The sequence below is a fragment of the Cytobacillus firmus genome, from assembly GCF_023657595.1.
Classification (GTDB): Bacteria; Bacillota; Bacilli; order Bacillales; family Cytobacillaceae; genus Cytobacillus; species Cytobacillus firmus_B.
Map to the genome: position 1 here is coordinate 3,214,644 of NZ_CP098323.1, position 26,482 is coordinate 3,241,125.

Below are 26,482 nucleotides of genomic sequence, written 5' to 3' on the forward strand. Positions count from 1 at the left end.
AGGAGCAGAAGCAATGTGGTTTTGGTTTCTGGTAATCTTCATCCCTATTATAATCCTTGCTATTCTGGAAGAAACGATTCAATTCATGGTTAATCGCAAAGTCTTTGGAAAAAATGATAAACCGATTTTGATTAAGGAAAAATTCAAACACTTTAAAAATAAATTCAGGTATAAAAAAAGCCATTCCCAATAAGGAAAGGCTTTTTGTCCAGCCGTCTTAGGCCAAAAAATATCAGGTCTCTTCTGAATCTTTTTCGGCAGGCGTCTGCTGTTCTGTACCGGACATCCGCTTCTTTTTCAGCTCGAAATAGGCATCTAATACTTTTCTGCCAATTTCATAATTTGCTGTATGCCCGCTTCTTCCCTGGTATGCCCATGGAACAATGACTGACATGGCAATTTCAGGATTATTATGGGGCGCATAGGCAACAAGGCTCAAGTTCATAACATCTATTAATTTATCACCCTTTTTTTTGAGCGGGCCGTCATAAAATGCTTCCGCTGTACCAGTTTTTCCTGCAGGGGAATATGGTGCGTCTGCGAACCTTCTATATGCAGTTCCTTCAGGATGCTGCATCACCTGTCTTAGTCCCTCTTTAACAGTGCTTAGCTCTCTTTCGCTTACATCTATCGTATTTAAGACAGTCGGCTGGATATCTTTCCAGATTGGGCCAAGTTCCTCCTGCTCCGTTGCCGGCTCACGGATTTCTTTTAAAAGCCTCGGCTGAATGCGATATCCTCCATTGGCTATCGTTGATATATATTGGGCCATTTGCATTGGAGTATAGGTATCATACTGTCCGATTGCAAGGTCTAACAGGAATCCCGGCAATCGGAGAGGTCCTTCATAGCCTATTGCCTCATTCGGCAAATCAATGCCAGTTCTGACACCAAGGCCAAATTGGCCGAAAGATTCTCTCATATCTTCAAATGCATTAGGATTTTTAAATCCAAGAGGCTGATCATAAGCATAACGTGCATCCGCAATTTCAATGGCTGTTTTAAACATATATACGTTTGAGGAGATACGCAGTGCCCTTGTTTCGTTCATGATTGCCTGAAAGTTAAACCATGATTTTTTCAACTGCGGGGTTCCTGCAATTTTCATCGGTGCATCCAAAAAGGTCGTTCCGGGTGTAATTGCACCCGTTTTATAGCCAGTTAGAACAGTTGCCCCTTTTACAGAGGATCCCACATTGTAAGAAGATGAAATGGTACCCAGCGCATAATCCTGCAGAACGGTTTTGCCATTATCATCTTTGCCAATCATCTTTCCTGCCATTGTCAGGACTTCACCTGTATGCGGATCCATTAGGACGACAAACGCACGATCCATTAAATAAGTTCCCCGGGTCTGCTTGGCAGCCCAAATTTCCTCTTCCAAAACTTTTTCCACAGCCTTCTGAAGATCCATATCAATTGTCAGGACAAGATCTTTACCTCTTTGGCCTTCAGAAACCAATTCACTCCCGAGAATTTCCCCTTTTTTCGTAATAAGCTTTTCCTTTGATTTTTGGCCATGCAGAACATCTTCATATTGCATTTCCAGATAGCTCTTTCCTACACGTTCATTTCTGCTGTAATCTCTGGACAGGAAATAATCCAGCCTTTCCTGCGGCAGTCCTTCACCGGAATCCGTAACCTTCCCAAGCACTGTTTGCAGCGTACTGTCAAAAGCATAAGTCCGGTCCCAGTCAGTGGTTGTATTGACACCTGGAAGATATTGAAGATTCTCGCTGACCGCCGCATATTCTTTTTGTGATACCCCTTCATTCTTAACAATTTGCGGTGTCATCGCATAGCCGCTCGTAAATTCACGGAAAATGGCCAGCACTTCGAGGTCCTGCTTGCTCAGCTGCTTCAGGTCTTCTTCTGTGATTCTTTTTAGCTGCAGCTTATAGATTTCCTTATCATCCAGTTTTTTTTCTTTAAAAAGCTTCCATTCCTTATCAGTTATTTTTTCCCCGGCAGCTTCCGGGTTTTTCAAGATCCAATGATCCTTCTTATCCCGTTCGGTCACTTTATCGGTCTTTTTATCAATCAAAACAGCCAGCCGCTCTGCCACTTGAAGCATTTCGTCCTGTTTGGCATTCCGGTTGGTATATGTAATCGCACTCTTCGGGATATTATCCACGATAACCTGATGGTTCCGGTCAAGCATCCTTCCCCTTGGAACCGGGTTCGATACGATGACATCTTCCGTCCTGTCGACTTCTTTTTTGTATGTCTCGCCATTTACAATCTGAACTACACCAAGCCTTAAGATTAATGATGAAAATAACACAAAAACAGAGAAAAACAATAAATTGACCCTAAAAGGCACATGGCTTTTCTTTTTCTTCTTTTTCCCCATATTTGAATCTCCCCCCTGTGAACAAAACGTCTGTAATCTAGAGATTCTTCCAAATCTTCCCCTGTTAAATAATTCCACGAATTTCGCAAAATTCCTGCCAGCTATAAACTTTTTGTAATATAAAGGGATTTACACAAGTTTAGTTGAAATTTAATTCTGATTATCTTTTTAGGAGGGAATTAATTTGGAAAGAGCACAAAAGTACTTAACCTATTTTTTATCACATAGAAAGGTGACTAATGAGCTGATCAGGAAGATTGATGAAGAAAATATTGATTATAAACCAGCTGAAACAAGCATGCCGGCGGGCAAACTGGTTACCCATATGCTCACTTCCTTTTATATGTTTGCCAAAACAGCAAAAGACGGCAGCCCGGCAGTGTTTGGCGAAAAGTTCGATGAAGTTGCCCCCAGCCTAACTGAGGCTGCTGAAAAATTCACAGCGAAAACAATTGAAGTGATTTCATCCTTAACCAGTGAGGAATTGGAAAGAAAAATTGATATGACGGGAATTTTCGGAATGGAACTGAGCGGCAGCCAGCTGCTGCAGATTGCAATGGATCATGAAATTCACCATAAAGGGAACCTGTTTGTTTATGTACGGGAAATGGGCCATACGGAGCTTCCGATGTTTGTGAGCAGAGGGTAAGGAGACGGACGCATCACGCGTCCGTTTTATCGCAGTCTAACGGGCAGTAAGACCCCCACTTTAAGACTCAGAGGAATCAAAGGTGGATAAGCGGGGGTCAAACTGCCCGTAAAGGCCCGATTGGTGAGATACAGTGAAACTAGCCGATGCACAGGCAGAGGCTTAGTTGAACCAATCGGGTTCGTAGTGTCGATTGATCGAAGCGCTAGCGGAGATCTTAGCGACACTAGAACGCGACTAACAATCAGTGGGGGATAAGGAACCCCCCCACTGATTGAAGTTTCACTTTATAAACTATTAAGTGGAGAAATTAATTCTGCCAGTTCATTTTTGGGTGAATTTACTTTGGCTGATACCGGATATTTATCCATTTTTTCAGCCGGGTAAGGTTCAAGTAAAGACTTCAGATATTCAGTATCATGAAAGCGGGGATTAAGCCAATCCTCAAAATCATTCTCCTTTAGGATAACCGGCATTCTGTCATGAACTTCCTCTGTTACTTCATTAGGCCCCGTTGTTATGATTGTACAGGTTAACAAAGGAGCTTTGCCTTTATTCCAGATATCCCAAATTCCTGCAAAAGCGAAAGGCTGTTCATCTTTCATAATAAACCTGTAAGGCTGCTTGCCTTCATCGGTTTTCTTCCATTCATAAAATCCATCGGCAAGGATTAAGCATCTTTTGCTTCTAAAGGGAGCTTTAAAGCTTGGCTTCGAGTCGATGCTTTCTGCTCTGGCATTTATCATTTTATATCCTATTTTTTCGTCCTTCGCCCAGAAAGGGACCAGCCCCCACTTCATCTGCCTGCCAATCCGCTGCTTGCCGTCACCAGTGACTGTTAAGATATTTTGGCTGGGGGCAATATTATATCTGGGCATTACCTCACCTTCTGCATATTCAAACCCAAACAGCAGCTGAAGTTTATGAATTGTTTCAGTTAAAGTAAACCTGCCGCACACGATAATCACCTCTTTCAGTAAATTTCAATATATTGTTCATCTATTCCCGGTTATAGCGCATATTAAGACTGTCAGCTATTTTCAAGGGAGGAATGAAATATGACAAAACAAGGCAGACAAAATCCAAATCAAACGAGAGCCCAAATTGAAAAACAGGATAAGCGAAACGATGTTGAACTGGGAAGCGAGTTTCAGGCGAGCAACAATAAATCACAAAGCCAGAAAAAAAGCGGAAAGCAAATTAATAAGAAATAACTAACATGAAATCCCCCAATATCAGGGGGATTTTTAAGTGCGGATTGTATACAGCTGGCCATCTACTGCAAAAGAAATGCGGCCTGTTTCCTCTGATACGACTATGGCAGCCGCGTCTGAATTTTCCGTGATGCCAATTGCCGCTCTATGCCTTGTCCCAAGTTTCTTTCCTTCAATGGTTTTATTTGTAAGGGGGAGAATGCTTCCTGCAGAAACTATGATGTCTTCCCTTATTAATGTACCTCCATCATGCAGCGGGTTTCCCGGATAAAAGATCGTTTCAATCAATGTGTTGCTTACTTTTGCTCCTATCGGCGTCCCGTTATGTATATATTCTTCAACCGGCTGTCTTCTTTCTACAACAATCAGCCCACCATGCCTTTTTTCAGATAGATGCTGGGCAGCGAGTGATACACTTGAATACTCCTTCGTAAAAGGAGCTAAATATGACTGCAGATAATAAGTCGAAGCAATGGTGTGGGCTTCTGCAACAGTTTTCTGCAAGGTTTCGAAATCAGATAAAATACAGCAGCTGAATTCCTCAAGAGTTTTGGAAAGCGAGTGAATTTGATCATCAATATTTCCAATATACCGATTTAAATCTTTTCGGTATTGTTCTTCTCCATAAATCACCGGACTTCCTCCAATCTTAATTCATAATAGTACCTTTTCCAGTAAAAAATTATTTATCCATTTTACGGAATAGGTTTAGAACCTCTATAAAGAGACTAAATATAAGTATTAAACACCGAGGTGAGAGACATGTTCGATATTTTAGGAAAACAATTTGAGAAGCCAGAAGGATTACTGGGAAAGCTTGCGGGGAAAATTATGTACTTTGAAAACCGCAAGATTAACAAATGGACTATTGAACAATTACAGATAAATCGCAGAGACTCAATTTTAGAGGTTGGCTTTGGCCCAGGATACAGCATAAAGCATATAATGGATCACTGGCGCCATTCAGAAACGGATGGCGTCGATGTATCAGAAGATATGAAAGCTGCTGCAGCCAAACTGAATGATGACTATATCCAGCAGGGAAAGGTTCGATTGTTCGTAAAAGATATCCACGACTACTTTCCGGATAAAAAGTATAATAAAATCTTTTCAGTCAACAATTATCCACTCTGGACAAAACCAAGAGAATCCCTTCAGCATCTGCATGGGATGCTTGAGAAAGACGGAGTAATTGCCATCACGGTTCAGCCGAGAGAAGAAGGAGCAGATGAAACCATAACCAAAAATCTGGGGCAGGTAATCAAAGCTGATATGGAGGCTGCAGGATTCCATTCCATTTTCATCTCATATAAAGAGGCCCGGCCCGTATTAACTGTTTGTGTAACTGGAATTAAGTAATAGAAAAGAGCAGGGATGCCCCCGCTCTTCTTCGTTTCACCAGCCCCGGCTGGCTCCTCCACCGCCTGATGAGCCGCCTCCGCCTCCTCGCGGACCGCCGCCTCCTCTGCCTCCGCCTCCCCCTCTTGAGAGAATGGAAAGTATGGCATATGTAAAGGCTCCTCCAAAGAATTTAATATCAAGAAACAGCAAACCGACAGCAATGATAATCAGCAGCCAGGACGGGATGCCAACGCCTCCATCCTTTGTCCCTGGATCTGCATAATCGCCGCTATTCCCTAAATTCACTTCTTCTCCGGCAGCTTCCTGTACAAGCACCTTGTAGGTTTCAATTACCGCTCTACCCGAATGGCCTTCCTGGAGATATGGTATAGTAACCTGATCCAGAATCCTGCCGGCTTTTCCATCAGGAATCCGGCCTTCAAGCCCATATCCAACCTCAATGCGCACCTTCCGATCCTGCATGGCCACAACTAGTAAGACACCATTATTCTCAGCAGCGCTGCCTATGCCGTATGACCGAAAAGCTTCATTTGCATATTCTTCAATCGGCCTGTCCCCAATTGTATCAACAAGTAACACTGCCACCTGTGCAGTTGTCTGATCCTCCAATTGTCTCCCCAGTTTAATCAGCTCAGATTTTTCCCGTTCATTTAGAACACCTGCAAAATCCTTGACATAAATATCTCCAGCAGGCTGGGGTATGGATTCATCTGCATGGACTATGAATGCCCCCATTATTAAATTTACTAAAAGAAGGGTCAAAAAGACCCTGCGGCTGATCATTCTCCATTGCCTCCAAAGTCAACTTCAGGTGCTTCATTCGCCAAAGGATCCGCCCTGAAATATTCTTTCTCATCAAAGCCTGTAATCCCGGCTACAATTGCACCCGGAAACCTTTTTACTTTTTTGTTATATACAGAAACCTGGTCATTATAATCCTTTCGGGCAACCGAAATCCGGTTTTCCGTACCGGCAAGCTCGTCCATTAATTGGGTGAACTGCTTATCCGCTTTCAGGTTGGGATAGTTCTCAACTACTACAAGCAGCCTGCTCAGAGCGCTTGACAGTTCTGCGTTTGCTGCTGCTTCCTCTTCAGGCGAACGGGCTCCCGCCAATCTGGCACGTGCATCAGATACCGCCTGAATGGTCTCCTTCTCATGTGCAGCATACCCCTTTACCGTATTTACCAGATTAGGAATCAAATCCAGTCTTCGCTGCAGCTGGTTTTCAATTTGAGAATATGCCTGATCCACATTTTCCTCAGCACTGACAAATCCGTTATAGCTGGACATCAGCATCATACCTGCTATGACTACTGCCGCAATCACGGCAATTATAACTCCCATACCTTTTTTTTTCATTTTTAGCCACTCCTGTTTCTATGTAGTTTTTGTCGCTTGCATGGTATTTTTCCTTTTTTGGGTGAAAGTTAAACCAGGAGATTCCTTTCCCCTATACCACAAGAAAAACCGGAACCCATATGGGCTCCGGTTCAAATATGCTTATTTAATAAAGTTCTTTGCAATCAGTTCACTGAATTCCGGTTTATCCTTCAGGAATTTTAACGTGTAGGATGAATCTGCAAATTCCTGGATTGTTTCTGCATCTACATCGTAAGTGAACCCAATTCTTTCCCAGGCGCGGTCTACGACTTCTTTTTCCAGCTCCTGGCCGGTCACTTCTTTAATGTCTTTGATTGTAATGGCTTTTGCTTCTTCAGGATTTTCTTCGATAAATTTCACAGCATCTTTATGCGCATCAACAATTTTCTGTACTTTTTCCGGGCTGGTCTTCACTGCGTCGCCCGTTGCAACTAATACGGATGCCGGAAGTGTTTCACCAAAGGATACCTCATCCCATCCAATTACCACTTCTGCATTTGTTTCCTGTTCAATGACTGCTGCCCATGGTTCCGGAGCAACTGCTATATCGACTTTACCCGTTTTCAGCATACTTGCATATTGTGCAGGGTTGCCTGTTAAATGCTTCATAGTACCGCCGATGCGTGCTGAGGTGATGCCGGCTTCTTCAAGATATGTTTCATACTGGACATCATGTGTGCAGCCTACGCCAGGCGTGATGAATGTTTTTCCCTGAAAATCTTCCAGTGAGTTGATTTTTACCCCTTCTCTGGCTAGTACAACAGTACCGCCAGTTGAAGCACCTGCGATAATTTTAACATCGGCGCCAGTTGAGAAGTTGTTCATGGCTGGTCCGGGTCCTACAAGACCTGCATCAATGTCGCCCGTTTTCAGAGCTGTCATGAAAGAACCGCCTTCAGCAAATGTCTTATATTCTACTTTCGTTCCATCGCCAAGCTGTTTTTCAAAATAGCCCTGGTCTTTCGCAACCATTGCCGGCACATGATTGATATTAGGAAAATAACCGATGACAATCTTGTCTTCCTTACTGCTGCTTTTCTCAGATGATCCGCAGCCGGCAAGCAGCCCGGTGATAGTAAATAATACAGCAACCCATAAAAACGCCTTTTTCATAAATATCCCTCCAGATTTAAGACTCTAGTCCCCATTTTTTAATTACAGATTTTTCAATGCGCTGGAATATGAATTGGTCAACAATCATTCCAATTGCTCCAATAATAATCATGACACCGATTACGATGTCCATTCTTCCAAAGTCTGAAGCATATCGAAGTGTGTAGCCCAATCCAGGTCCTGTGCTTAAAAGTTCACCAGCCATCAGTGCCCGCCAGGCAAATGCCCAGGCAAGACGGGAGCCGGTTACTACGTAAGGAATGGATGCCGGAAAAATGACTCGTGTGAATAAATCAATTCCAGTCGCACCCATTGTCTGGGCTGCTTTGATATATAAGGGTGAAACATTTTTTATACCTGTTCTCATGTTCAGAGCCATTACAAACGTACCGCCAAGGATGGTTACAAAAATAACAGCCTTTTCATTTAAGCCAAACCACATAATCGCGATCGGCAGCCAGACAATGCTTGGTACACTTTGCAAAGCAAGAATGACAGCACCCAGTGTTTCATCAGCCGTTTTGGATTTCCCTAAAAGAATTCCAATTAGAGTCCCAATAATAAGACTGATCGTTAAACCGACTGCGAGCCGCTTAAAGCTTGCGATTAAATCATAGATTAATGTTTTATCCTGAAACCCTTCAGCAAGTGCACTGAATACACTTGATAGGGAAGGGAAGATCAGAGGATGCCAGAGTTCAAGCCGTGATCCAATTTCCCAGAAGGCAATGATGGCTGCAAAAAATATGATCCGTTTAATGGCTGTTTGCATATTGGAGCTCCTCACTGACAACTTTATCAATTTCCTTCTTCAGGTATTTCATAATGTGATCCTCAATTTCGAGCATTTCTTTTTTGTGGTCCTCACGGGGTCTGGGAATATCAACGATTATATCCTGTAATATAATTCCCGGCTTTGTCCCCATTACAATGATCCGGTCTGAAAGTTTAATAGATTCTGAGATGCTGTGAGTAACAAAAAGAATCGTTTTCTTCGTCTCAGTCCAAATGTTTTCCAGCTGTCCGTGCAATCGCGTTCGCGTCTGTTCATCAAGAGCACCGAATGGTTCATCCATTAGAAGTGTTTCAGGGTTCATGGCAAGTGCTCTTGCGATTGCTACCCTCTGCTGCATTCCTCCTGAAAGCTCATGAGGATAATGGGATATATATTTTCCCAGCTGAACCATTTGCAGATACTTTAGTGCGGTTTCCTCTGCATCCTTTTTCTTCATTTCTTTTTTCAGGGGAAACGTAACGTTTTCCATGACTGTCAGCCAGGGAAATAACGCTGCCTGCTGGAAAACCATTCCCCTGTCTTTTCCGGGTTTTGTTATGGTTTTTCCATCGATTTGAATGTTGCCTGAAGTTGTTTTAGTCAGCCCTGCGACAATTGATAGAAGTGTTGACTTTCCGCATCCTGAAGGTCCTAAAATCGAGACAAACTGCCCTTTTTCAACCGATAGGTTAATATCTTTCAGGACGTCAACCGGACGATTTTCTTTATCGTTATATTGTTTATTTACATCGTTTATCTCAATAAACATTCAAAATCACCTATTCTTATAAATCTCATTAATTTACTCGGATTACTTGTAATTATAATGTATTCACTTTGCATGTCAACCTTTACAACAAATATTTTTAAAATTGGGCGTAATCAAATAAAAAGCCTCCTCCATCAGGAGAAAGCTTTTGTTTCACAATTTAATTTCTTCTATTTTGGATGAAGCGATCAGTTCTTCCACTTTTGCTAACTCACCGCTTTGAAAAAGCTCTATGATCCTGCTTCCTACAATTACTCCGTCGCAATGCTTATTCATTTCTATTACATGCTCAGGCTCCGAAATTCCGAAGCCTGCCAATACCGGAATCGGACTTACCTCTTTAACTCTTTCCAAATGCTTTCCGAGTTCATCCGTGAACCCTTTTCTTGCACCTGTGATACCATTAACAGTTACAGCATATAAAAAGCCTTTCCCTCTGTCTGCAATCTCTTGTATCCTCTCTAATGGACTGGTTAATGTCACAAGCCGGATGATCTCGATTCCCGCTCTCTCAGCAATCGGTGCAATAATTTCCTCTTCCTCTGCAGGAAGATCAGGCAATATTAGGCCGTCCACCCCGGATCCTGAGGCATCAGAAATAAAGTTGCCAATGCCATATGCCATGATCGGATTCATATATGTCATAAAAATAAGCGGAATATGAACAATAGGGCGGATTTCCGCAATTGCAGCTAATACGCCCCTAAGTGTTGTTCCAGCTTCTAATGCCCGAATGCCTGCCTGCTGGATTACGGGCCCATCGGCGACCGGATCCGAAAAGGGAATACCGATCTCAATAGCTGTTGCTCCCGCTTTTTCGAGGAATGTAATTTTCTCAGCCAGTGTCTCCAAGCCTCCATCACCGGCCATAATATATGGCACAAACGCTTTTTCATTGTTTTGCTTTAGGTTCTGAAAAACTTTTTCAATCCGGTTCATTTTCCTTTCCCTCCTAATCTTGCTCTCACTGTTTCTACATCTTTGTCCCCTCTGCCAGATAGACAGATAACAAGGCCTTCGTTTTTATTCATTTGCGGTGCAAGCTTTAATGCATAGGCCACCGCATGGGAGCTTTCTAAAGCAGGAATAATGCCTTCCAGCTTGCATAATAGCTGTAACGCCTCGAGCGCCTCTTCATCTGTGATTGATTCATACTCGGCTCTTCCGCTGTCTTTCAAATAGCTGTGCTCCGGACCTACTCCAGGGTAATCCAGGCCTGCTGAAATGGAATGGGCTTCCTGAATCTGTCCGTGTTCATCCTGCAGCAAATACATTAATGCCCCATGAAGAACTCCGGGCGTTCCTTTTGTTAAAGAGGCAGCATGTTTTTCACTATCTGTTCCCAATCCTGCTGCTTCCACCCCAATCATGCGGACCGTTTCATCTTTAATGAAAGGATAGAACATGCCCATTGAATTGCTGCCGCCGCCAATGCAGGCTACAACTGCATCAGGGAGTTTTCCTTCTTTTTCAAGATATTGCTCCTTTGTCTCATTTCCGATAACACTTTGGAAATCCCGGACAATCATTGGAAAAGGATGCGGGCCCATGACTGAACCTAGAATGTAATGGGTATCCTCGACATTTGTCACCCAGTAGCGCAGGGCTTCGTTGACTGCATCTTTAAGTGTGGCACTTCCTGATTGCACACCTACAACCTTCGCTCCAAGCAGCTCCATTCTGAAGACGTTCAGCTGCTGTCTTCTAATATCCTCTTCACCCATAAAAATAACGCATTCAAGATTTAAAAGTGCACAGGCAGTTGCTGTTGCAACTCCATGCTGCCCTGCACCCGTCTCAGCTACGATTTTTCTTTTGCCCATTCGCTGCGCCAATAGAGCCTGGCCGAGTGAGTTATTGATTTTATGGGCTCCTGTATGGTTCAAATCTTCCCTTTTAAGATAGATTTTCGCACCGCCGGCATATTTTGTGAGGTTTTCTGCAAAATACAGAGGAGTTTCCCTCCCGACATAGTCTTTCAGCAAACCCTGAAGTTCCTTTTGAAAACTTTCATCAGCCTGCGCTTTCTTATATTCCTCCTCCAATTCAAGAATGGCCTGCATTAGTGTCTCAGGCACGTACCTGCCTCCATATGTCCCAAAATGACCCCGTTCATCAGGCAAAGTATAAGCTGCGTTCATTTTACTTCCTCCCTCTCCATACGTTTAGCGTTGTCTATGAATCTTTTTATTTTCTCCAGATCTTTCTTACCCTCCGTCTCAACCCCGCTGCTTACATCAACCATATAAGGATTGGCGGCTTTAATTCCTTCCCCCACATTTTCAGGATTGAGCCCTCCTGCGAGGATGATTTTTTTATCATGCATTGAATTTTTGTTTAGAATCGACCAATCAAACGATACCCCGTTGCCCCCCCGATATTTTCCTATTGGACTATCAAGAAGAACGTATTCACATGCATATTCATCCAGTTTAGATAGATCATCAGGTGAGCCAATGCTCAGAGCTTTTATAACCGGTAAAGAGAATAAGCTGCAAAATTCCGGCGTTTCATCTCCATGAAGCTGAATGACATTGATCCCTGAAATACTGGCTATTTCCTCAATGTTTTCTTTCGTTTCATTCACAAATACTCCGACTTTTAAAACATCCCGGGGAAGCTCTTTAATTATTTCGCCTGCCGCCTCGGGTGTAATTTTTCTTTTGCTTTCAGCAAAAACAAATCCCAGGGCATCCGCACCGCTTTCAATGGCAGAAAGCGCCGTGCTTATATCTCTAATTCCGCAAATCTTCACCTTCATTGTCTGACAGCCCCCTGCAAAGGAAGCTTCATGGCCTTCAAAAGCCTTTCCAGGTTCTCTGCTTTCATAAATGCTTCTCCGACAAGGATGGCATTTGCTCCTGCTGCAATGACACGCCGCACATCGTCTTCAGACTTAATTCCGCTCTCGCTGATCAGAAATTTCCCCGCTTTCTTTATTAGCGGCGCAAGTTTTTCTGTTACACTCAGATCCACTTCAAAGGTTTTTAAATTCCGGTTGTTGACTCCGATCAGCTGTGCCCCGGTTTTCAGCGCGATTTCCAGTTCTTCTTCATTATGAACCTCCATTAATACTTCAAGGCCTTCATCCTCAGCAAAATCAAAAAGCTCTTGAAGCCGTTCTGCATCCATGGCAGCAGCAATGAGTAAAATCAGGTTTGCCCCTGATGCTTTTGCCTTTAAGATTTGCACCTCGTCTACAATGAAGTCTTTGCAGAGAATAGGAAGGTCGACTGTCTCTCTGACAGCTGAAAGATCAGCGAAGCTGCCTTTAAAAAACCTATTATCTGTTAAAACGGAAATCGCATCCGCACCATACTTTTTATAAAATAATGCCTGGTCTTTCGGATTTTGTCCGGTATTTATATCGCCCTTTGATGGTGAGGCTCTTTTGAATTCAGCAATCACAGCCAGTTCGCTGCCTGACGCAAGCCTTTTAATAAATGAGCGTTTGCTTTCGGTTTCTGTAGCATCGATAATTTCCTGTTTCAGCACGATGACTTCTTTTCTTTTTTCAGCCAGAATTTGATCTAAAATTGTTCCCACTTATATCACCTCTTTATGGATGCTTCTGCTTGCCTCAATTAACTGATGAAGCTTTTGTAAGGCAGCTCCTGAATCAATGCTTTCTTTAGCTGCATTTATCCCATCTTGAATTGTTGCCGCCTTGCCTCCTGTAAAGATTCCAATGCCGGCATTAAGAAGGACTGTATCTCTTCTCGCTCCCTTTTCTCCTTTCAGGACACTCATAAGAATTTCAGCATTTTCCCTTGAATCTCCGCCTCTGATCGCCTCATTGCTGCAGATGGATAGTCCAACTTCCTCCGGATGGAGAACCTTTTTCGTTACCTTCCCGTCAGAAAGGATAGCCAGATGATTTTCCCCCTGCAGAGATGCTTCATCCATAAATCCTGCACCATTTAAAACAACTGCACGCTTTCTTCCCAAAGTTTTTAAGACCTCTGCAAACATTTCAATATAATCCCTCCGGTAAATACCAAGAAGCTGATGATCAAGTTCAACCGGATTAGTCAATGGCCCTATCAGATTAAAGGTTGTCGGTATCCTCAAATCCTTGCGCACTTTCATGATTCTTTTAATATTCGGATGCACATGAGGGGCGAAAAGAAAAGCAATTCCGATTTCCTCCAATATTTCCTCCGTGCGCTCAGGCGGATGATTTAGATTTATTCCCAAATGCTCCAGAACATCGGCACTGCCTGTTTTGCTGGAGACACTTCGGTTGCCGTGCTTAGCAACAGGAATTCCGGCACCTGCAATCACAAAGGCCGAAGTGGAGCTGATATTAAAGCTGCTTGAGCCATCTCCTCCTGTACCGCAATTATCCAAAACATTGGAAATCTTCTTACTAAATGAAAGAGATTTATCCCTCATTGCTTTTACGATGCCTGCAATTTCTTCAACTGTTTCCCCTTTTGTTTTAAGGCTTACCATAAATGCCGCAATCTCACTGTCCGTTACGTCCTGGGCAAATAAATTGTCCATTGCTTCCTTCATTTCTGCCTCTGTCAATGACTCCCGTTCAGATAACCTCTGCAGTATTGTTTTCACTCTCTTCTTCCCTCCTGATTGTTTGTAAAAAGTTTTCCAAAATCCTTTTTCCAAGGTCTGTTCCTACTGACTCCGGATGGAACTGCAAGCCGTATAATGAATAGTCTTCATGCTTGATTGCCATTATTTCATTGTCATCCATTGATCGGGCCAAAACCTTAAAGCTGCCAGGCAGCGTTCCTGACTGAATTATTAAGGAATGATAACGCATGATGCTTATTGGCTGCGGCATGTATTGAAACAGCTGTGATCCGTTGTGCTTCAGTTTAGACACCTTGCCATGCATAATTTTTTTGGCTTTTTCAATCTTTGCCCCAAAGGCATAGCCGATTGCCTGATGACCAAGGCAAATGCCCAGGATAGGAAGCTTCCTGTAAAATTGCTGAATCACTTCAACAATGACTCCCGCTTGTTCCGGCCGTCCCGGTCCAGGGGAAAGGACAATGGCATCGGGATCCAATTTTTCAATTTCTTCGACTGTTATCTGATCATTCCTTACAACTTTAATTTCCTGTCCCAGCTCACCCAGATATTGATAAAGGTTAAATGTGAATGAATCATAATTATCAATCAGCAGAATCATTTTTTGTCCTCCAAAAATGCTTTTAATTTATGAAGTGTTTCTTCGTACTCTTTTTCAGGGATGGAGTCATGCACGATGCCTGCCCCAGCTTGTATATAGGCGTATCCATCTTTAATCACCATTGTCCTGATAGCCAGTGCGAAATCCATATTGCCATTCCCGGAAAAATAGCCGACTGCTCCTGAGTAAATTCCTCTTTTCACAGTTTCAAGTTCATTGATGACTTCCATTGCTCTAATTTTGGGAGCACCAGAAACTGTTCCGGCAGGCAGACACGCAATTAAGGCATCAATCGATGTGTGGGGATTTTTCAGCCTCCCGCCAACTTCGGATACGAGGTGCATGACATGCTTATATCTCTCAATTACCATGTTTTTTTCTATAGTGACCGATCCGAATTCGCAGACACGGCCGAGATCATTTCTGCCCAGATCGAGCAGCATCCTGTGTTCGGCAAGCTCCTTTTCATCTTCTATCAGGTCCCTTTCAAGCTGTAAGTCTTCTTCTTCTGACTTGCCTCTTGGCCTTGTTCCAGCAATTGGGTTCGTAATTACTTTGTTTCCTGCTGCTTTTATAAGGCTTTCAGGCGATGAACCTGCAACGGCATATTCTTCAAAATCAAGGTAGTACATATATGGGGAAGGATTTTGAACTCTTAACTTCCGGTAAAAGGCGAAAGGATCTCCAGTCAATTCTGCCTTTAACCGCTGAGAAAGCACCACCTGAAAAATGTCGCCCTCTTCAATATAAGATTTGGCTCTGTTTACCTTTTCAACGAAGTCTTCTTTAGATATGGAAGCTTTGAAAGCTGAAAGCGTTGCTTCTTCCGATTCAGCTCCCGCTGTCCCCTTTTGGATTTCAGCCTTTCTTTTCTGTATTTTTTCACGCAGCTGAGATTCATCTGTTTCTTCCAGTAAAGGCATGCCTACGAGATATACCTTTTGCTCCAGATGATCGAAAACCGCCACTTCCTCAAAAAACATAAGGTGGACATCCGGTACATTCAGCTCGTCATAAGGAATCGTCCCGATATCTTCGTATTGTCTGATGACATCATAGCCTGCATAGCCAACAGCTCCTCCACAAAATGGGAACTGTTCAAAGGGGTGATGTTTCTGCTCCGGCATCAGCCTTCTTACCGCATCAAGCGGCTTTTCAGCAAAAACTTCTGTTTTTCCCCTGGCAGTAACAGCTGTCCGGTTTCCTTCTCCTTTTAATTCCATCACGGGATCTGCACCAATAAAGGAATACCTTCCCGATTTTTCATGCTTTAGCGAGCTTTCTAACAGAAATTTTTTTCTTCCGCTCATTCTCTGAAAGATTGAAATTGGTGTTAATGTGTCACCCTCCAGCTCTTCGATTATATAAGTCCCATCTAATGTTGGTTTCAATATATCTCTCCTCCAGTTCTTTAAGGAAAATAAAAAAAGTCCCCTATACCCACAGTAGCTGCAGGTATAGAGGACGTGTCTTGTGAACGTGGTGCCACCTCTTTTTAGAGCAAAAAAGCTGCTCCCTTTTTCGGGTACGGAAATAAGTCGATACCCTATCCTTTTAACGGCGGAAACCCGTGCTTCCCTACTATCGTTCAGGAAGCCTCTCGCAAGTCCATTCGAATGACGTTCCGTACCGGGCTCTCACCTACCCCCAGCTCTCTTGAACGGATCTCCATCAATCTACTCCTCTTGCTTAGCGATTTAAAGTATTAAAGTTTCGTGAAAATAAAAAGGGCTCCCCGTCTAAAAAGGACGAGAAACCCGTGGTGCCACCTTTGTTAGCTGATCAATCAGCTCACTTAACAGATATCAAAGCGAAAATCGCCTAAATATCTGTCCCTTGTAACGATGAGACCGTTCGCCAAAGCCTACTGCTTAAAAAAGGTTCGGTTTGGAGGCTCGAAAGTCCATTCACTGCTGTTTCCACACTGATTTGCACCAACCATCAGCTCTCTTTAGCTTCACCAGCAGTTACTACTCTTTGTCATTGCCGATCGATATATTGCTTATTATACTATTCCGATAAATGAAAAATGTCAAGGGGAAAATTTCATTTTTTTATAATAATGCTTTTTCAAGCTTTTCTCTCCACACACTTGCAAGCTCCTCAATCCGCAGCAGTTCTTCTACTGCTTTAAGGTTTCTTCGGTCATGGAACATGATAAAATTCCCCTGCAGAACCGATACACTTGCCTGCTTTCTTTCTTCGAGTTTAAGGACGCTGTCTGCTGTTACAGTTCCTTCTTTAAGAACTCTAAAAAAGTAGCCTGTGAAGCATGTTTCCACAATTCTGCCTAAAAGCCGATCTTCTCCGTTATGCTTTGATATTGTGGAGCATGGGATCCGCCCCTGAGTTATTTGGATGACCGATTCCCCCAGAGAAAAGGTGTCACCGATAAAAACATCCTTTTCCAGCATATTTCCCGCACAAATATTTTCACCAAATGAGGGCGGAGAGAATGTCTTTCTAAATTCTTTCTCCCACATCCCGTAATGTTCGAAGGGATATAGGCACACTGCACGGTCTGGGCCGCCATGAAAATCAGTGTTTGCCACTCCATCCCCCAGAAAACCTTCCTTCGTTAGAAACACACTGTTAATTTTTTCTTTGCCGATTCCCGAAATTTCCTCATTGCTTTTCCAGCTGTGCTTTCTGGGCTTTCCTATGCTTAAGGAAATAATCTCCCTCACATAATTCCCTCCCCGTGTTCGTTTTTCTTTATAGTGTAACGGTTTCTTTTCAGGAAATCGAAACAAATTTTTCCAGAATATGAACTTTCCCATAAAAAGACAAAGCTTTTTCTAGTTAGTTTTTCTTCATTTAGCTCATATTAAGACTAGTTTGATTAACGAAAAGGAAGGTCAGAAATATGGAGCACATTGAAAATTTACAATCTGTAAATTCCAAAGCTAAAAAGAAGTCAGGTGATGATGTTCATAACCAAAAATGGGCCATTCTTTCACTTTCTTCAATTCCTCTCGTTATGACACTTGGGAATTCCATGCTGATTCCTGTTTTGCCGGAGATGGAAAATAAACTAAATATTTCTGCATTCCAATCCAGCATGATTATTACCGTTTACAGTATTGTAGCCATTATTTTGATTCCAATCGCAGGCTTTTTATCGGATCATATCGGCCGTAAAAAAGTCATTATTCCAAGTCTTCTCATTGCGGGAATCGGCGGACTGATCTCTGGGTGGGCGGCATGGAAAATGGCGGATGCTTATTGGATCATATTAGCCGGGAGGGCATTGCAGGGTGTTGGGGCAGCCGGCGCGGCACCAATTGTTATGCCTTTGGTTGGGGATATGTTTAAAAATGATGATGAAGTCAGCAGTTCCCTTGGCCTGATTGAAACTTCCAATACTTTTGGAAAAGTTCTATCCCCTATACTTGGAGCGTTTTTGGCGGGGTTTATTTGGTTTTTACCGTTTTTTTCGTTTCCGGTTTTTTGTACGATTTCAATCCTGCTGGTATTCTTTCTTGTAAAAACACCAAATAAAAGAGAAGAGCCGCTTCCGCTAAAGAAATTTTGGAGCAATATTAAGGATACCTTTAAGAACAACGGAAAATGGCTTTATGCTATTTTCTTAATTGGTGCCATTCTTATGTTTGTGCTTTTTGGGATACTTTTTTATTTATCTGATGTGCTTGAAAAGACATACGATATTAAAGATGTAAAAAAAGGGCTTCTCCTGGCTGTACCGCTTGGCGCACTATGCCTTTCGTCCTATCTGACAGGAAAAAAAATAAAAGAAAATAAAATACTAATGAAGTGGATCATATTCTTAGGAACAGTGCTTGTGGCAGCTGCCACTGCAATCTTAAGCTTTTCAAACAATATGTGGTTTATGATCAGCATGTTCCTGTTTGCCGGAATTGGCATAGGCGTTGCATTGCCTTCATTGGATGCACTGATTACGGAAGGAATTGTAAAAGAAGAACGTGGAACCATTACTTCGCTATACAGTTCAATGCGGTTTATCGGCGTTGCCGGCGGCCCGCCTGCCATTGCTATTCTGATGAAGCATTCTGATCAAGGGCTTTTTTATATTTTAAGCGGAATAACCATTCTTGCTGCCCTTGCAGCCATTATAGCAATCAAACCTGACGCAAATGATAGCTAAAAAAATCCGTATCGTTCCATGACGATACGGATTTCTTTATTTAAAATGCTGCTGTACAAAACCAGTTACGACCTGATTGAATAGCTGCCACTTTTTAGTTGGCACCTGATGGGAAACGCCTTTGATTATGGCTGCCTGAAAGCTGACATATCTTCTATAGCTCCTTATATGCTGATTAACAAAATCTCTTGAGCCATATATAAGGAGAAGGGGGACACTTAAGTTCCTAAGGCGATCGGTGCAGGAATAGTGAAGGGATCTATCATAAAATTGAAACCACATGGTGTGATTTGCTTTTTTCATATGCTCCAGAATCTCGTCTCTGACTTTTTTATCATTTGTATGGCTCGATGCTATTATATACCGCAGGAAACCTGGAAAGTGCTTCACAAAATACATTCCCAGAATATGCTCGTATTTGAAGGTTTCTGATAACACCTCAGGAAACCCGCCTGAGAGAATGACACCAAGTGCCCTTTCCGGATATGAGAGGGCAAACTCCTGAGCAATTATGCCACCTGATGAATAGCCCAGAATAACAGCTTTTTCAATATCCAAGTGGTCTAATACAGCTTTTATCTCTTCTGCATATCCTTGTATAGTTACTGTTTTTTCCGGGCCAGCGGTATCTCCATTCCCGCTTAAATCAGGAAAAATAACATGAAAGTGCTCTGCCAGCAGACCTTGATAATAAAATACCTTTCTCCCCATGGCAGGCGGATGTATAAAAATGATCGGCACTCCCTTGCCCATTGTTTCATAAAAAATCTTTGTATCCTCATAAATAAATGACGGCATTCGAATCGTCCTTTCTATACAAACATTCTTCGCTCTCCTGCTCCCTGCTCCATAAAAAAATGGGGCAGTTTTAGTCTGCCCCATCTCTGTTGATTCTTTATTTCCAACATCAGTCAGGTTTTGTCTTTTTGGCACTTTTGCTTTCTGTACCAAGCTCTTTTGAGAACTCCATCTCATTAATACTTTTCTTTGTACTTTGCAATCCTGATTTAGTCTTAATATTGCGCTTTGTCATGTCTGTTCCTCCATATATCACAATGCCTTATTAGTATTTCACACCAGGCTAAGAATCATTATGGATTTTCAGCACAGATCTGCATATACTATAAGTGATCATGCGATATGCTTATTTCCGTGACTTTTTGAGACGTATATGATATCCTTAAATTAAGATTATGAATAAAAAACGACCGCAGGTGTTGCCGCACCCACGGTCATTCGCAATAGTCGTTCCCTTAGGGGATCGGCCTGTCAAAAACGTAGACCTCTCCCTCAATTGTCAGATCAAGGGAGGTCTATTTTTTATGGTTAAAAGTCATGACAGCAATGATCAGACTAGAAAAAGAAATCATCATCATGATCGATTCGAAAACTGTCAAAAGGCATCACCCCCTTTCAGTACGGGGCTAGCCGACCACCCTTGAGAAACTCCCATTGCTTCTCTATTATAACACATTCTTGTCCACTTAGTCGAACATGTGTTCTATTTTAAATAAATTGATTCTTCTTTCCTATTTTTTCAAATTTTACTCTCTCTATTATCTGCAGATTTCCTTTGAAGATAGCCATGAAGAAAACCCATCTCCTGATTAAGTAAATATTCCATTTCCTCCAGCTGGTGCTTAGCAATTATCTGGGGATTTCCTATCCATTCCGCACTGTGGATAAAATAATAATTTTTTATTCTTTTAAAAATAATGATTGCTTCAGGAAAACAGTCAAAGGACCCCTTTACCTGATTTCTCCTCATATAACTCCATCTAATCAGTTCCATGATATCAGCCTTTTTAATATTCCTTTACCCTGGAAAACATGGATTCATGTTCTGTAAGCAAAAAAACTGCCGAAAATGGCAGTTTTGAAATTATTCTTTAAGCCGTGGTTTGGCCGGGTCACATTTCGGCTTTTCAGACTGAGTAGACTCGGCAAGCTTTGAGAGGTAATAGCATTCTTCACGGTACATATGATCTGCCATTAAAGCTGCAAATGTCCCCATTGCCTCCTTGCTTAATTCAAGCTCCTCAATTTCATTGAGAAAGTTCATAAACAGAGACATTTCCAGCGTAACATCGCTGTTAAACTTTTGCAGGGCGGGGAATGATTCAACATTAGTCCGAAGGAAGCCGGACATTTCTACGGCCTTTAAATAAAATGCTTCAAAATCCTTTGTATAGCCATCACTGATTTTCTTAATTTTCTTCTCAACACGTTCCATATTGTCCGATATGGCACCTGCATGGCCAGCTGCATCCAGAAGCCAGATTAAATGGTGATGGAGCTCATGAAATACAGGCGGGGCTTCCCCCTTTTTTAAATATTGAAGGACAAGCATATATTCCTCAAGCTCATTGACCATATGGTTAATAAAAACCGGACCAAGATGAATGGATATTTTCCCTGTCAAATGACGTTCAATCAGGTTCAATTTAAATTCCCGCAGCTTCTTAGCTTCCTGTTCCGCCCTCCGGCTCAATTGCTCCAGATTATCCACTCCAACCCTTCCCAGCAGCTGATCAAAAGTTTGTATAAAGTAATTTGCCCGTTCAATGCTGTCTTTTTCCTTTGGTGATAGCGAATCATGTATAAAGCGTGCATGATCACCCAAAATCTGCAGCCAAAACCCGTGTTCAAATTTTGCAGCATTTTCAAATCCTGCAGCCAAGTGTAGCTCCCCTTTCAAACGTACTCATAAAAACATATCAGAAACCAGCTGAAATTATGCCTAAGCACTAACCTCAACTATGGATCTGCAACTTAGTTTTTAAGAGAGAGAGGGAAATTGAAAAGCAGATATACTAAAGCGATTTTTCCATCATTACCTGTCCAGCCTTTTTTTCGAATCCCAATTCAAGTAAAGCTTTTGAGGCGGGATTGGAAACAGAAATATTAACTGCAGTAAAATCAATAGAATCGTCCCCAGCCAGAAACAGATGAGCGAGAATGCCTTCAGTCATTTTATCATAAGCATTTCCATCATTTAATCTTAACTGATAGATGATGATTCGGTCTGTTCGTCCCCCCGCTTCCAGTATTCTTTTGTATAAAATGTAGCCCTCCTCTTTCCCATCGTCATTTAATAGCACAGCAGCTTCTCCGTGTTTTACGCTTTGCCACTGGCATTGCCAGGCAGCTTTGCTGTCATAAATGCTAAGTGACTGCAGCTGTTCGGGATATAACCTTTTAATGGAAAGATGGTTTTCCTTTAATACGCCCAGTTCGGTATGTGAAAGCTTCTTGTTTAAATAAAGCAAGTGATCGGTAATCACATAGCCTGCTTTTTTGTACAGCTTAATCGCTCTCTCATTTTCTTCAATTGCTTCAAGAACAGCGGTGTGGGCTCTTTCAGCTCTATAGATGCTAATTACCTCTTCCATCATTGCTGCAGAGAGACCTTTTCCACGGAATTCCGGGGCGATTCCAGTGCCTCCGTTCCAGGCTATTTTTCTGCGGTTAATCTCCCGAAACCCATTCATTATGATTCCGCAAGGTTCTCCGTGCATAAATACAACAATCGACATTTCAGGAGAAAGACCCTCAGATATCATTCGGTTAACAAATGCCTGAAGATCCATCTTAATGGGAACTATATATCCTTCAAAGCCTTTGTTCCAAGCTGTCAGCGCCTCCTCCAGGGTGCACTGGGAAAGTCTTTTTATTTTCATAGCCGCTCTCCTTCATGTTTTAAATTTTTGATTGTTATTTATGTTTGTTCCCTTTTTTAATTACAATGATAATGGCCATGTCTCTTTCACCTCCATTTTAAATAGACTGGATAGTTTATTTAATATCAAAACTATATAGACTAATGAGTTTATTTTAATTAAAGCATTTATTTTCAGTTTTTTCAATCAATTTTAAAAGGATTTTTCAAAAATGAAAGCCGATACTTCGAGTACCGGCTTGGGTTCATACATTATTTATTTGCAGGCTTTTTCAGGAGTCCAATAAGGACAGCGGACAAAAGAGCACCTGCTATTATTCCTGCAAGGTAAATTAGCCATGGGCCATCGACTAGTGGGACGACAAAGACTCCGCCGTGCGGCGCCCTTAATCCGATTCCAGCCATCATTGAGATGGCACCAGCCAAGGCAGATCCTGCCATGATGGATGGGATAACACGTAATGGATCTGCAGCTGCAAATGGGATTGCGCCTTCAGTAATAAACGAAAATCCCATAATGTAGTTTGCTTTTCCTGCATCCTGTTCCTGTTTAGTAAATCTATTTTTAAATAAAGTTGTGGCAAGCGCGATGGCAAGAGGCGGAACCATACCCGCTGCCATGATTGCGGCCATTGGTTCATATACTCCGTTCGCAAGCAGCCCTGTACCAAATACGTATGCCGATTTATTGACCGGGCCACCCATATCAAATGCCATCATCAGCCCAAGGACTGCTCCAAGCAGGACAGCATTTCCAGTACCAAGACCTGAAAGCCACTCGGTGATAGCAGAATTTAATGCGCCAACTGGTTTGTTGACAACATAAAGCATCAGCAATCCCGTGATAGCAATTCCAAAGAGCGGATAGAGCAAAATCGTTTTAATTCCTTCAAGTGATGAAGGCAGGCCAGCAAAGACCTTTTTCAAACCAACTACTACATAACCTGCAAGGAAGCCGGCAATGATGCCGCCAAGGAATCCTGCGCCTCCAGATGCTGCCATCATTCCCCCGACTGCGCCTGCAGCAAAGCCTGGACGGTCCGCAATACTCATGGCAATGAACGCCGCAAGGATTGGAACGATTAATCCAAATGCATTCCCCCCGCCAATCGTCATCAGTGCTTCAGCGATAGGATGGTATGACGGATCATTAGGATCTGCTGCTTTATAACCGAACATAAATGAAATGGCAATCAGGATCCCTCCGCCCACAACAAATGGAAGCATGTTGGATACGCCATTCATTAAGTGCTTATAAATTCCGGCTTTTTGTTCTTTTTGATTCCCAGCGGTCCCGCTGCTGTCCGCACTTCCGCCCTTGTATACAGGAGCATCCTGCTTAAGCGCTTTTTCAATAAGCTCCTGAGGTTTCCGGATGCCCTCAGCAACTGCCGTTTCAAGGACATGCTTTCCGCTGAATCGTTCCATTTCAACCTTTGTATCTGCTGCAACAATAACTGCTGCTGCATTTGCAATTTCCTCTGGTGTGAGAACGTTTTTAGCACCGCTTGAGCCATTTGTTTCAACCTTAATATCAACACCCATTTCAGCTGCCTTGGCCTTTAGTGAATCAGCTGCCATATAAGTATGGGCAATTCCTGTTGGGCAAGCTGTTACAGCCACAACAAATCGTTTGCTGTCTGCAATATTTTGGACTTCCTCTTCTTCTGTCCCGTCATAGCTGTCAATGATTTCAATAATTTCGTCCGCAGAAGCAGCATGCTGAAGTTTTTTGCGTGCTTCCTCGTTCATTAATATCGATGAAAGCCTTGACAGAGCCTCCAAGTGTGTATTATTTGCTCCTTCCGGGGCTGCGATCATAAAGAATAAGTGTGCGGGCTGACCGTCAAGTGATTCATAATTTACGCCTTCTTCTGATTTGCCGAACGCAATAGCAGGTTCTTTGACCGCACCCGTTTTGGCATGAGGTATGGCAATTCCATCACCTATGCCTGTTGTGCTTTGTTCTTCCCTTTTTAAGATTGCATTCTTGAAGGCGTCCCGGTCATGAAGCTTTCCGGCTGCATCAAGCTTGTTTACCAATCCATTTATGGCATCCATTTTGCCTGTTCCGCTCAATGAGAGCAGAATCGTATCTCTTGTCAGTAATTCTGTAATTCTCATCCTAAATCTCCCCTTTTAGGCTGACCTTTTCAATCGAAACCTGAGAAAGCAATTCCTCTGCTTTTTCCTTTGTGCAAAGACCAAGTGAAAAAGCCGTAGCGCTTCCGGAAGCAACACTGTATTGAAAAGCCTTTTCTATATTTTTGTTTTTTTCATAAGCTGCAAGAAAACCGGCTACCATGGAATCTCCGGCACCCACAGAACTTTTCACTTTCCCATTTGGAACGCTTGAAATATACGCTGTTTCATCAGAAATCAAGACGGCTCCCTTCCCGGCTAATGAAACAATTACATTCTGCGCGCCCATTTCTACAAGTTTCTGTCCATATGGGATAACTTCTCTTGCGGAAGTAAATTCTGTATTGAATATTTCACCTAATTCATGGTGATTCGGCTTTATTAAGAACGGTTTGTATGGAAGCACCTTTTTCAGTAATTCTCCCTCTGCATCCACCACAAAAGCCGTCCCATTTTCTGAACAAATTCTTACCAGCTCTTCATAAGTTGATTCAGGCAATGTTGATGGAATACTGCCTGCGAGGACAAGCAAATCTTCTTCTGATAGGCTGCGGATCTTATTTTTAAGATCCTCGAAATTCCTTCCTGAAATGGCCGGTCCTTTGGCATTGATTTCTGTTTCTGTCTCTGTCTTGATCTTTACATTAATTCTTGTGTCTTCAGCAACTTGGACAAAGTCGGTTTGAATATTATCCTTATTTAAGCAATCAGCAATATAATCTCCTGTAAATCCGCCTACAAAGCCAAAGGCCTTGCTTTCAACATCCATTCTTTTCAGCACTCTGGAAACATTTATCCCTTTTCCTCCAGGGAACTTTGCATCCTGCTGCATGCGGTTCAAACCGCCGACTATCATTTCATCCAATTCTACGATGTAGTCCACTGACGGATTTAGCGTCAATGTGTGTATCATGCTGTCACGACCTTTATTGTAGTTTTGCTGCTATAAGGCTCTTGCTGATCCTCATCCAGCTCATTTGTTATAATTGCTGCTGTATGCAAATCGGCAATCTTGGCAAATGCAATTTCTGAAAACTTCGTATCATCGGCAAGCACGAATGCCTCTCTTGAAAGCGAAATGGCCATTTGCTTGATCATGGCCTCATCCTGATCCGGTGTGGTGTAGCCGAATTGAGGATGGATGCCGTTAACCCCCATAAAGCATTTATCAAATCGATAATTTTCCAGGCTCTCCAATGCCCCTCTGCCGATGATCGCTTTTGTCTGTTCCTTGGCAAATCCGCCAATTAAAAATGTTTTTATATTTCGTTCCAGCAATGCTTGAATATGCATTAATCCGTTCGTCACAACCACAATTTCTTTTGCAGGCAAAAAGGGAATCATTTCAGTTACTGTCGAGCCTGCATCCAAATAAATGGAATCCCCCTCTTCAACAAGGTTTGCTGCGTGTTGGGCGATTTGCCGCTTTTGCTGAAGGTTTTTGGATGACTTCTCAGACATGCTGGGTTCCTGCAGCTTTCCCTGAAGCCTGGCAGCCCCTCCATGTACTCTTTTTAAGTACTTCCCTTCCTCAAGCTGGGTCAAGTCCCTTCTAATTGTGGATTCCGATGTTTCTGTCATGTCAACGAGATCCTGAATTTTCACTACACCTTTCTCTTTTACAAGCTGCAGTATCAATTTGTGGCGCTCTGGTGTTAACAAAACATCACCTCCCTGGGTGTGTTGTTCTTCTTGACTACATCATACTGAAACCGATTGCAAAAATCAATCATTTTCGTTCAAAATATATCAAAATCAATCAT

The 26,482-nt window shown here is 42.5% G+C and carries 29 protein-coding genes and 2 other annotated features; of the genes, 5 read left to right on the forward strand and 24 right to left on the reverse strand.

Annotated features, from left to right (window positions below):
• Positions 1–13 precede the first annotated feature (13 nt).
• Complete coding sequence (locus NAF01_RS16225; protein WP_250800797.1) at positions 14–193, forward strand: hypothetical protein; 180 nt, start codon at positions 14–16, stop codon at positions 191–193.
• Positions 194–232: 39 nt separating this feature from the next.
• Here the strand turns inward: NAF01_RS16225 and NAF01_RS16230 are convergent, their stop codons facing one another.
• Positions 233–2,353 (reverse strand): peptidoglycan D,D-transpeptidase FtsI family protein, encoded by a 2,121-nt coding sequence (locus NAF01_RS16230; protein WP_250800798.1) that lies wholly within the window; start codon positions 2,351–2,353, stop codon positions 233–235.
• Positions 2,354–2,537: 184 nt separating this feature from the next.
• On the opposite strand from NAF01_RS16230, the gene NAF01_RS16235 reads away from it, so the two are divergent.
• Positions 2,538–3,002, forward strand: a complete 465-nt coding sequence (locus tag NAF01_RS16235) for a DinB family protein (protein WP_048012077.1) — start codon at positions 2,538–2,540, stop codon at positions 3,000–3,002.
• Between the two features lie 287 nt (positions 3,003–3,289).
• Here NAF01_RS16235 and NAF01_RS16240 read toward each other — a convergent pair whose 3' ends face one another.
• Positions 3,290–3,961, reverse strand: coding sequence for an SOS response-associated peptidase (locus NAF01_RS16240; RefSeq protein ID WP_222501395.1), 672 nt, complete (start codon positions 3,959–3,961; stop codon positions 3,290–3,292).
• Between the two features lie 99 nt (positions 3,962–4,060).
• Here NAF01_RS16240 and NAF01_RS16245 point away from each other — a divergent pair, with 99 nt between their 5' ends.
• Entirely contained in the window at positions 4,061–4,216 is a 156-nt protein-coding gene (locus NAF01_RS16245) for a hypothetical protein (protein WP_250800799.1), read from the forward strand.
• A gap of 33 nt (positions 4,217–4,249) precedes the next feature.
• Here the strand turns inward: NAF01_RS16245 and cdaS are convergent, their stop codons facing one another.
• On the reverse strand, positions 4,250–4,849 hold the full coding sequence (gene cdaS / locus NAF01_RS16250; RefSeq protein WP_048011369.1) for a sporulation-specific diadenylate cyclase CdaS: 600 nt from the start codon (positions 4,847–4,849) through the stop codon (positions 4,250–4,252).
• Positions 4,850–4,978: 129 nt separating this feature from the next.
• On the opposite strand from cdaS, the gene NAF01_RS16255 reads away from it, so the two are divergent.
• Positions 4,979–5,575, forward strand: coding sequence for a class I SAM-dependent methyltransferase (locus tag NAF01_RS16255; RefSeq protein ID WP_222501393.1), 597 nt, complete (start codon positions 4,979–4,981; stop codon positions 5,573–5,575).
• A gap of 36 nt (positions 5,576–5,611) precedes the next feature.
• On the opposite strand, the gene NAF01_RS16260 is transcribed toward NAF01_RS16255, so the two are convergent.
• From NAF01_RS16260 to NAF01_RS16320, 13 genes are all read right to left on the reverse strand, one after another.
• On the reverse strand, positions 5,612–6,361 hold the full coding sequence (locus NAF01_RS16260; RefSeq protein WP_222501391.1) for a TPM domain-containing protein: 750 nt from the start codon (positions 6,359–6,361) through the stop codon (positions 5,612–5,614).
• Entirely contained in the window at positions 6,358–6,939 is a 582-nt protein-coding gene (locus tag NAF01_RS16265; RefSeq protein ID WP_226617525.1) for a LemA family protein, read from the reverse strand. Before NAF01_RS16265 ends, NAF01_RS16260 begins: the two co-directional genes overlap by 4 nt.
• Before the next feature lie 141 nt (positions 6,940–7,080).
• On the reverse strand, positions 7,081–8,073 hold the full coding sequence (locus NAF01_RS16270) for an aliphatic sulfonate ABC transporter substrate-binding protein (protein ID WP_048011365.1): 993 nt from the start codon (positions 8,071–8,073) through the stop codon (positions 7,081–7,083).
• A gap of 16 nt (positions 8,074–8,089) precedes the next feature.
• Complete coding sequence (locus NAF01_RS16275; protein WP_048011364.1) at positions 8,090–8,845, reverse strand: ABC transporter permease; 756 nt, start codon at positions 8,843–8,845, stop codon at positions 8,090–8,092.
• On the reverse strand, positions 8,829–9,617 hold the full coding sequence (locus NAF01_RS16280; protein ID WP_048011363.1) for an ABC transporter ATP-binding protein: 789 nt from the start codon (positions 9,615–9,617) through the stop codon (positions 8,829–8,831). Before NAF01_RS16280 ends, NAF01_RS16275 begins: the two co-directional genes overlap by 17 nt.
• A 153-nt stretch (positions 9,618–9,770) precedes the next feature.
• The gene (trpA, locus tag NAF01_RS16285) at positions 9,771–10,556 is read right to left on the reverse strand and encodes a tryptophan synthase subunit alpha (RefSeq protein WP_048011362.1); all 786 of its coding nucleotides are present in this window, start codon (positions 10,554–10,556) and stop codon (positions 9,771–9,773) included.
• Entirely contained in the window at positions 10,553–11,758 is a 1,206-nt protein-coding gene (gene trpB, locus NAF01_RS16290; RefSeq protein ID WP_048011361.1) for a tryptophan synthase subunit beta, read from the reverse strand. The genes trpA and trpB overlap by 4 nt, the downstream gene beginning before the upstream one ends.
• Positions 11,755–12,378, reverse strand: a complete 624-nt coding sequence (locus NAF01_RS16295) for a phosphoribosylanthranilate isomerase (protein WP_222501387.1) — start codon at positions 12,376–12,378, stop codon at positions 11,755–11,757. Before NAF01_RS16295 ends, trpB begins: the two co-directional genes overlap by 4 nt.
• Positions 12,375–13,163 (reverse strand): indole-3-glycerol phosphate synthase TrpC, encoded by a 789-nt coding sequence (gene trpC, locus NAF01_RS16300; protein WP_197249339.1) that lies wholly within the window; start codon positions 13,161–13,163, stop codon positions 12,375–12,377. Before trpC ends, NAF01_RS16295 begins: the two co-directional genes overlap by 4 nt.
• Positions 13,164–14,189, reverse strand: coding sequence for an anthranilate phosphoribosyltransferase (gene trpD, locus NAF01_RS16305; RefSeq protein ID WP_048011358.1), 1,026 nt, complete (start codon positions 14,187–14,189; stop codon positions 13,164–13,166).
• A complete protein-coding gene (locus tag NAF01_RS16310) occupies positions 14,161–14,772 on the reverse strand; it encodes an anthranilate synthase component II (RefSeq protein WP_222501385.1) in 612 nt (203 codons plus the stop codon). Before NAF01_RS16310 ends, trpD begins: the two co-directional genes overlap by 29 nt.
• Positions 14,769–16,163 carry an anthranilate synthase component I gene (gene trpE / locus NAF01_RS16315; protein ID WP_222501383.1) on the reverse strand — a complete coding sequence of 465 codons (1,395 nt, stop codon included), beginning with the start codon at positions 16,161–16,163 and terminating at the stop codon, positions 14,769–14,771. Before trpE ends, NAF01_RS16310 begins: the two co-directional genes overlap by 4 nt.
• A 66-nt stretch (positions 16,164–16,229) precedes the next feature.
• Positions 16,230–16,474: a binding site (T-box leader), on the reverse strand.
• A gap of 39 nt (positions 16,475–16,513) precedes the next feature.
• Positions 16,514–16,765 (reverse strand) — a binding site (T-box leader).
• A gap of 61 nt (positions 16,766–16,826) precedes the next feature.
• The gene (locus NAF01_RS16320; protein WP_222501381.1) at positions 16,827–17,459 is read right to left on the reverse strand and encodes an MOSC domain-containing protein; all 633 of its coding nucleotides are present in this window, start codon (positions 17,457–17,459) and stop codon (positions 16,827–16,829) included.
• A gap of 179 nt (positions 17,460–17,638) precedes the next feature.
• Here NAF01_RS16320 and NAF01_RS16325 point away from each other — a divergent pair, with 179 nt between their 5' ends.
• Entirely contained in the window at positions 17,639–18,898 is a 1,260-nt protein-coding gene (locus tag NAF01_RS16325; protein WP_048011354.1) for a bacillibactin exporter BcbE, read from the forward strand.
• 36 nt (positions 18,899–18,934) lie between these two features.
• Here NAF01_RS16325 and NAF01_RS16330 read toward each other — a convergent pair whose 3' ends face one another.
• The 8 genes from NAF01_RS16330 to NAF01_RS16355 form a co-directional block, all read right to left on the reverse strand.
• Positions 18,935–19,696, reverse strand: coding sequence for an alpha/beta fold hydrolase (locus tag NAF01_RS16330; RefSeq protein ID WP_206701414.1), 762 nt, complete (start codon positions 19,694–19,696; stop codon positions 18,935–18,937).
• 109 nt (positions 19,697–19,805) lie between these two features.
• Positions 19,806–19,931, reverse strand: coding sequence for a hypothetical protein (locus NAF01_RS24990; protein WP_261391768.1), 126 nt, complete (start codon positions 19,929–19,931; stop codon positions 19,806–19,808).
• A gap of 280 nt (positions 19,932–20,211) precedes the next feature.
• Complete coding sequence (locus NAF01_RS25085) at positions 20,212–20,295, reverse strand: putative holin-like toxin (protein ID WP_226280784.1); 84 nt, start codon at positions 20,293–20,295, stop codon at positions 20,212–20,214.
• Between the two features lie 485 nt (positions 20,296–20,780).
• Positions 20,781–21,578, reverse strand: a complete 798-nt coding sequence (locus tag NAF01_RS16335) for a DUF2935 domain-containing protein (RefSeq protein ID WP_197249336.1) — start codon at positions 21,576–21,578, stop codon at positions 20,781–20,783.
• A gap of 133 nt (positions 21,579–21,711) precedes the next feature.
• Entirely contained in the window at positions 21,712–22,578 is an 867-nt protein-coding gene (locus NAF01_RS16340) for a GNAT family N-acetyltransferase (RefSeq protein WP_048011351.1), read from the reverse strand.
• Between the two features lie 251 nt (positions 22,579–22,829).
• Positions 22,830–24,701, reverse strand: a complete 1,872-nt coding sequence (locus NAF01_RS16345) for a PTS fructose transporter subunit IIABC (RefSeq protein ID WP_197249335.1) — start codon at positions 24,699–24,701, stop codon at positions 22,830–22,832.
• Position 24,702: 1 nt separating this feature from the next.
• Entirely contained in the window at positions 24,703–25,632 is a 930-nt protein-coding gene (pfkB, locus tag NAF01_RS16350) for a 1-phosphofructokinase (protein ID WP_250800800.1), read from the reverse strand.
• Complete coding sequence (locus tag NAF01_RS16355) at positions 25,629–26,381, reverse strand: DeoR/GlpR family DNA-binding transcription regulator (RefSeq protein ID WP_250800801.1); 753 nt, start codon at positions 26,379–26,381, stop codon at positions 25,629–25,631. The genes pfkB and NAF01_RS16355 overlap by 4 nt, the downstream gene beginning before the upstream one ends.
• Positions 26,382–26,482: the final 101 nt, after the last annotated feature.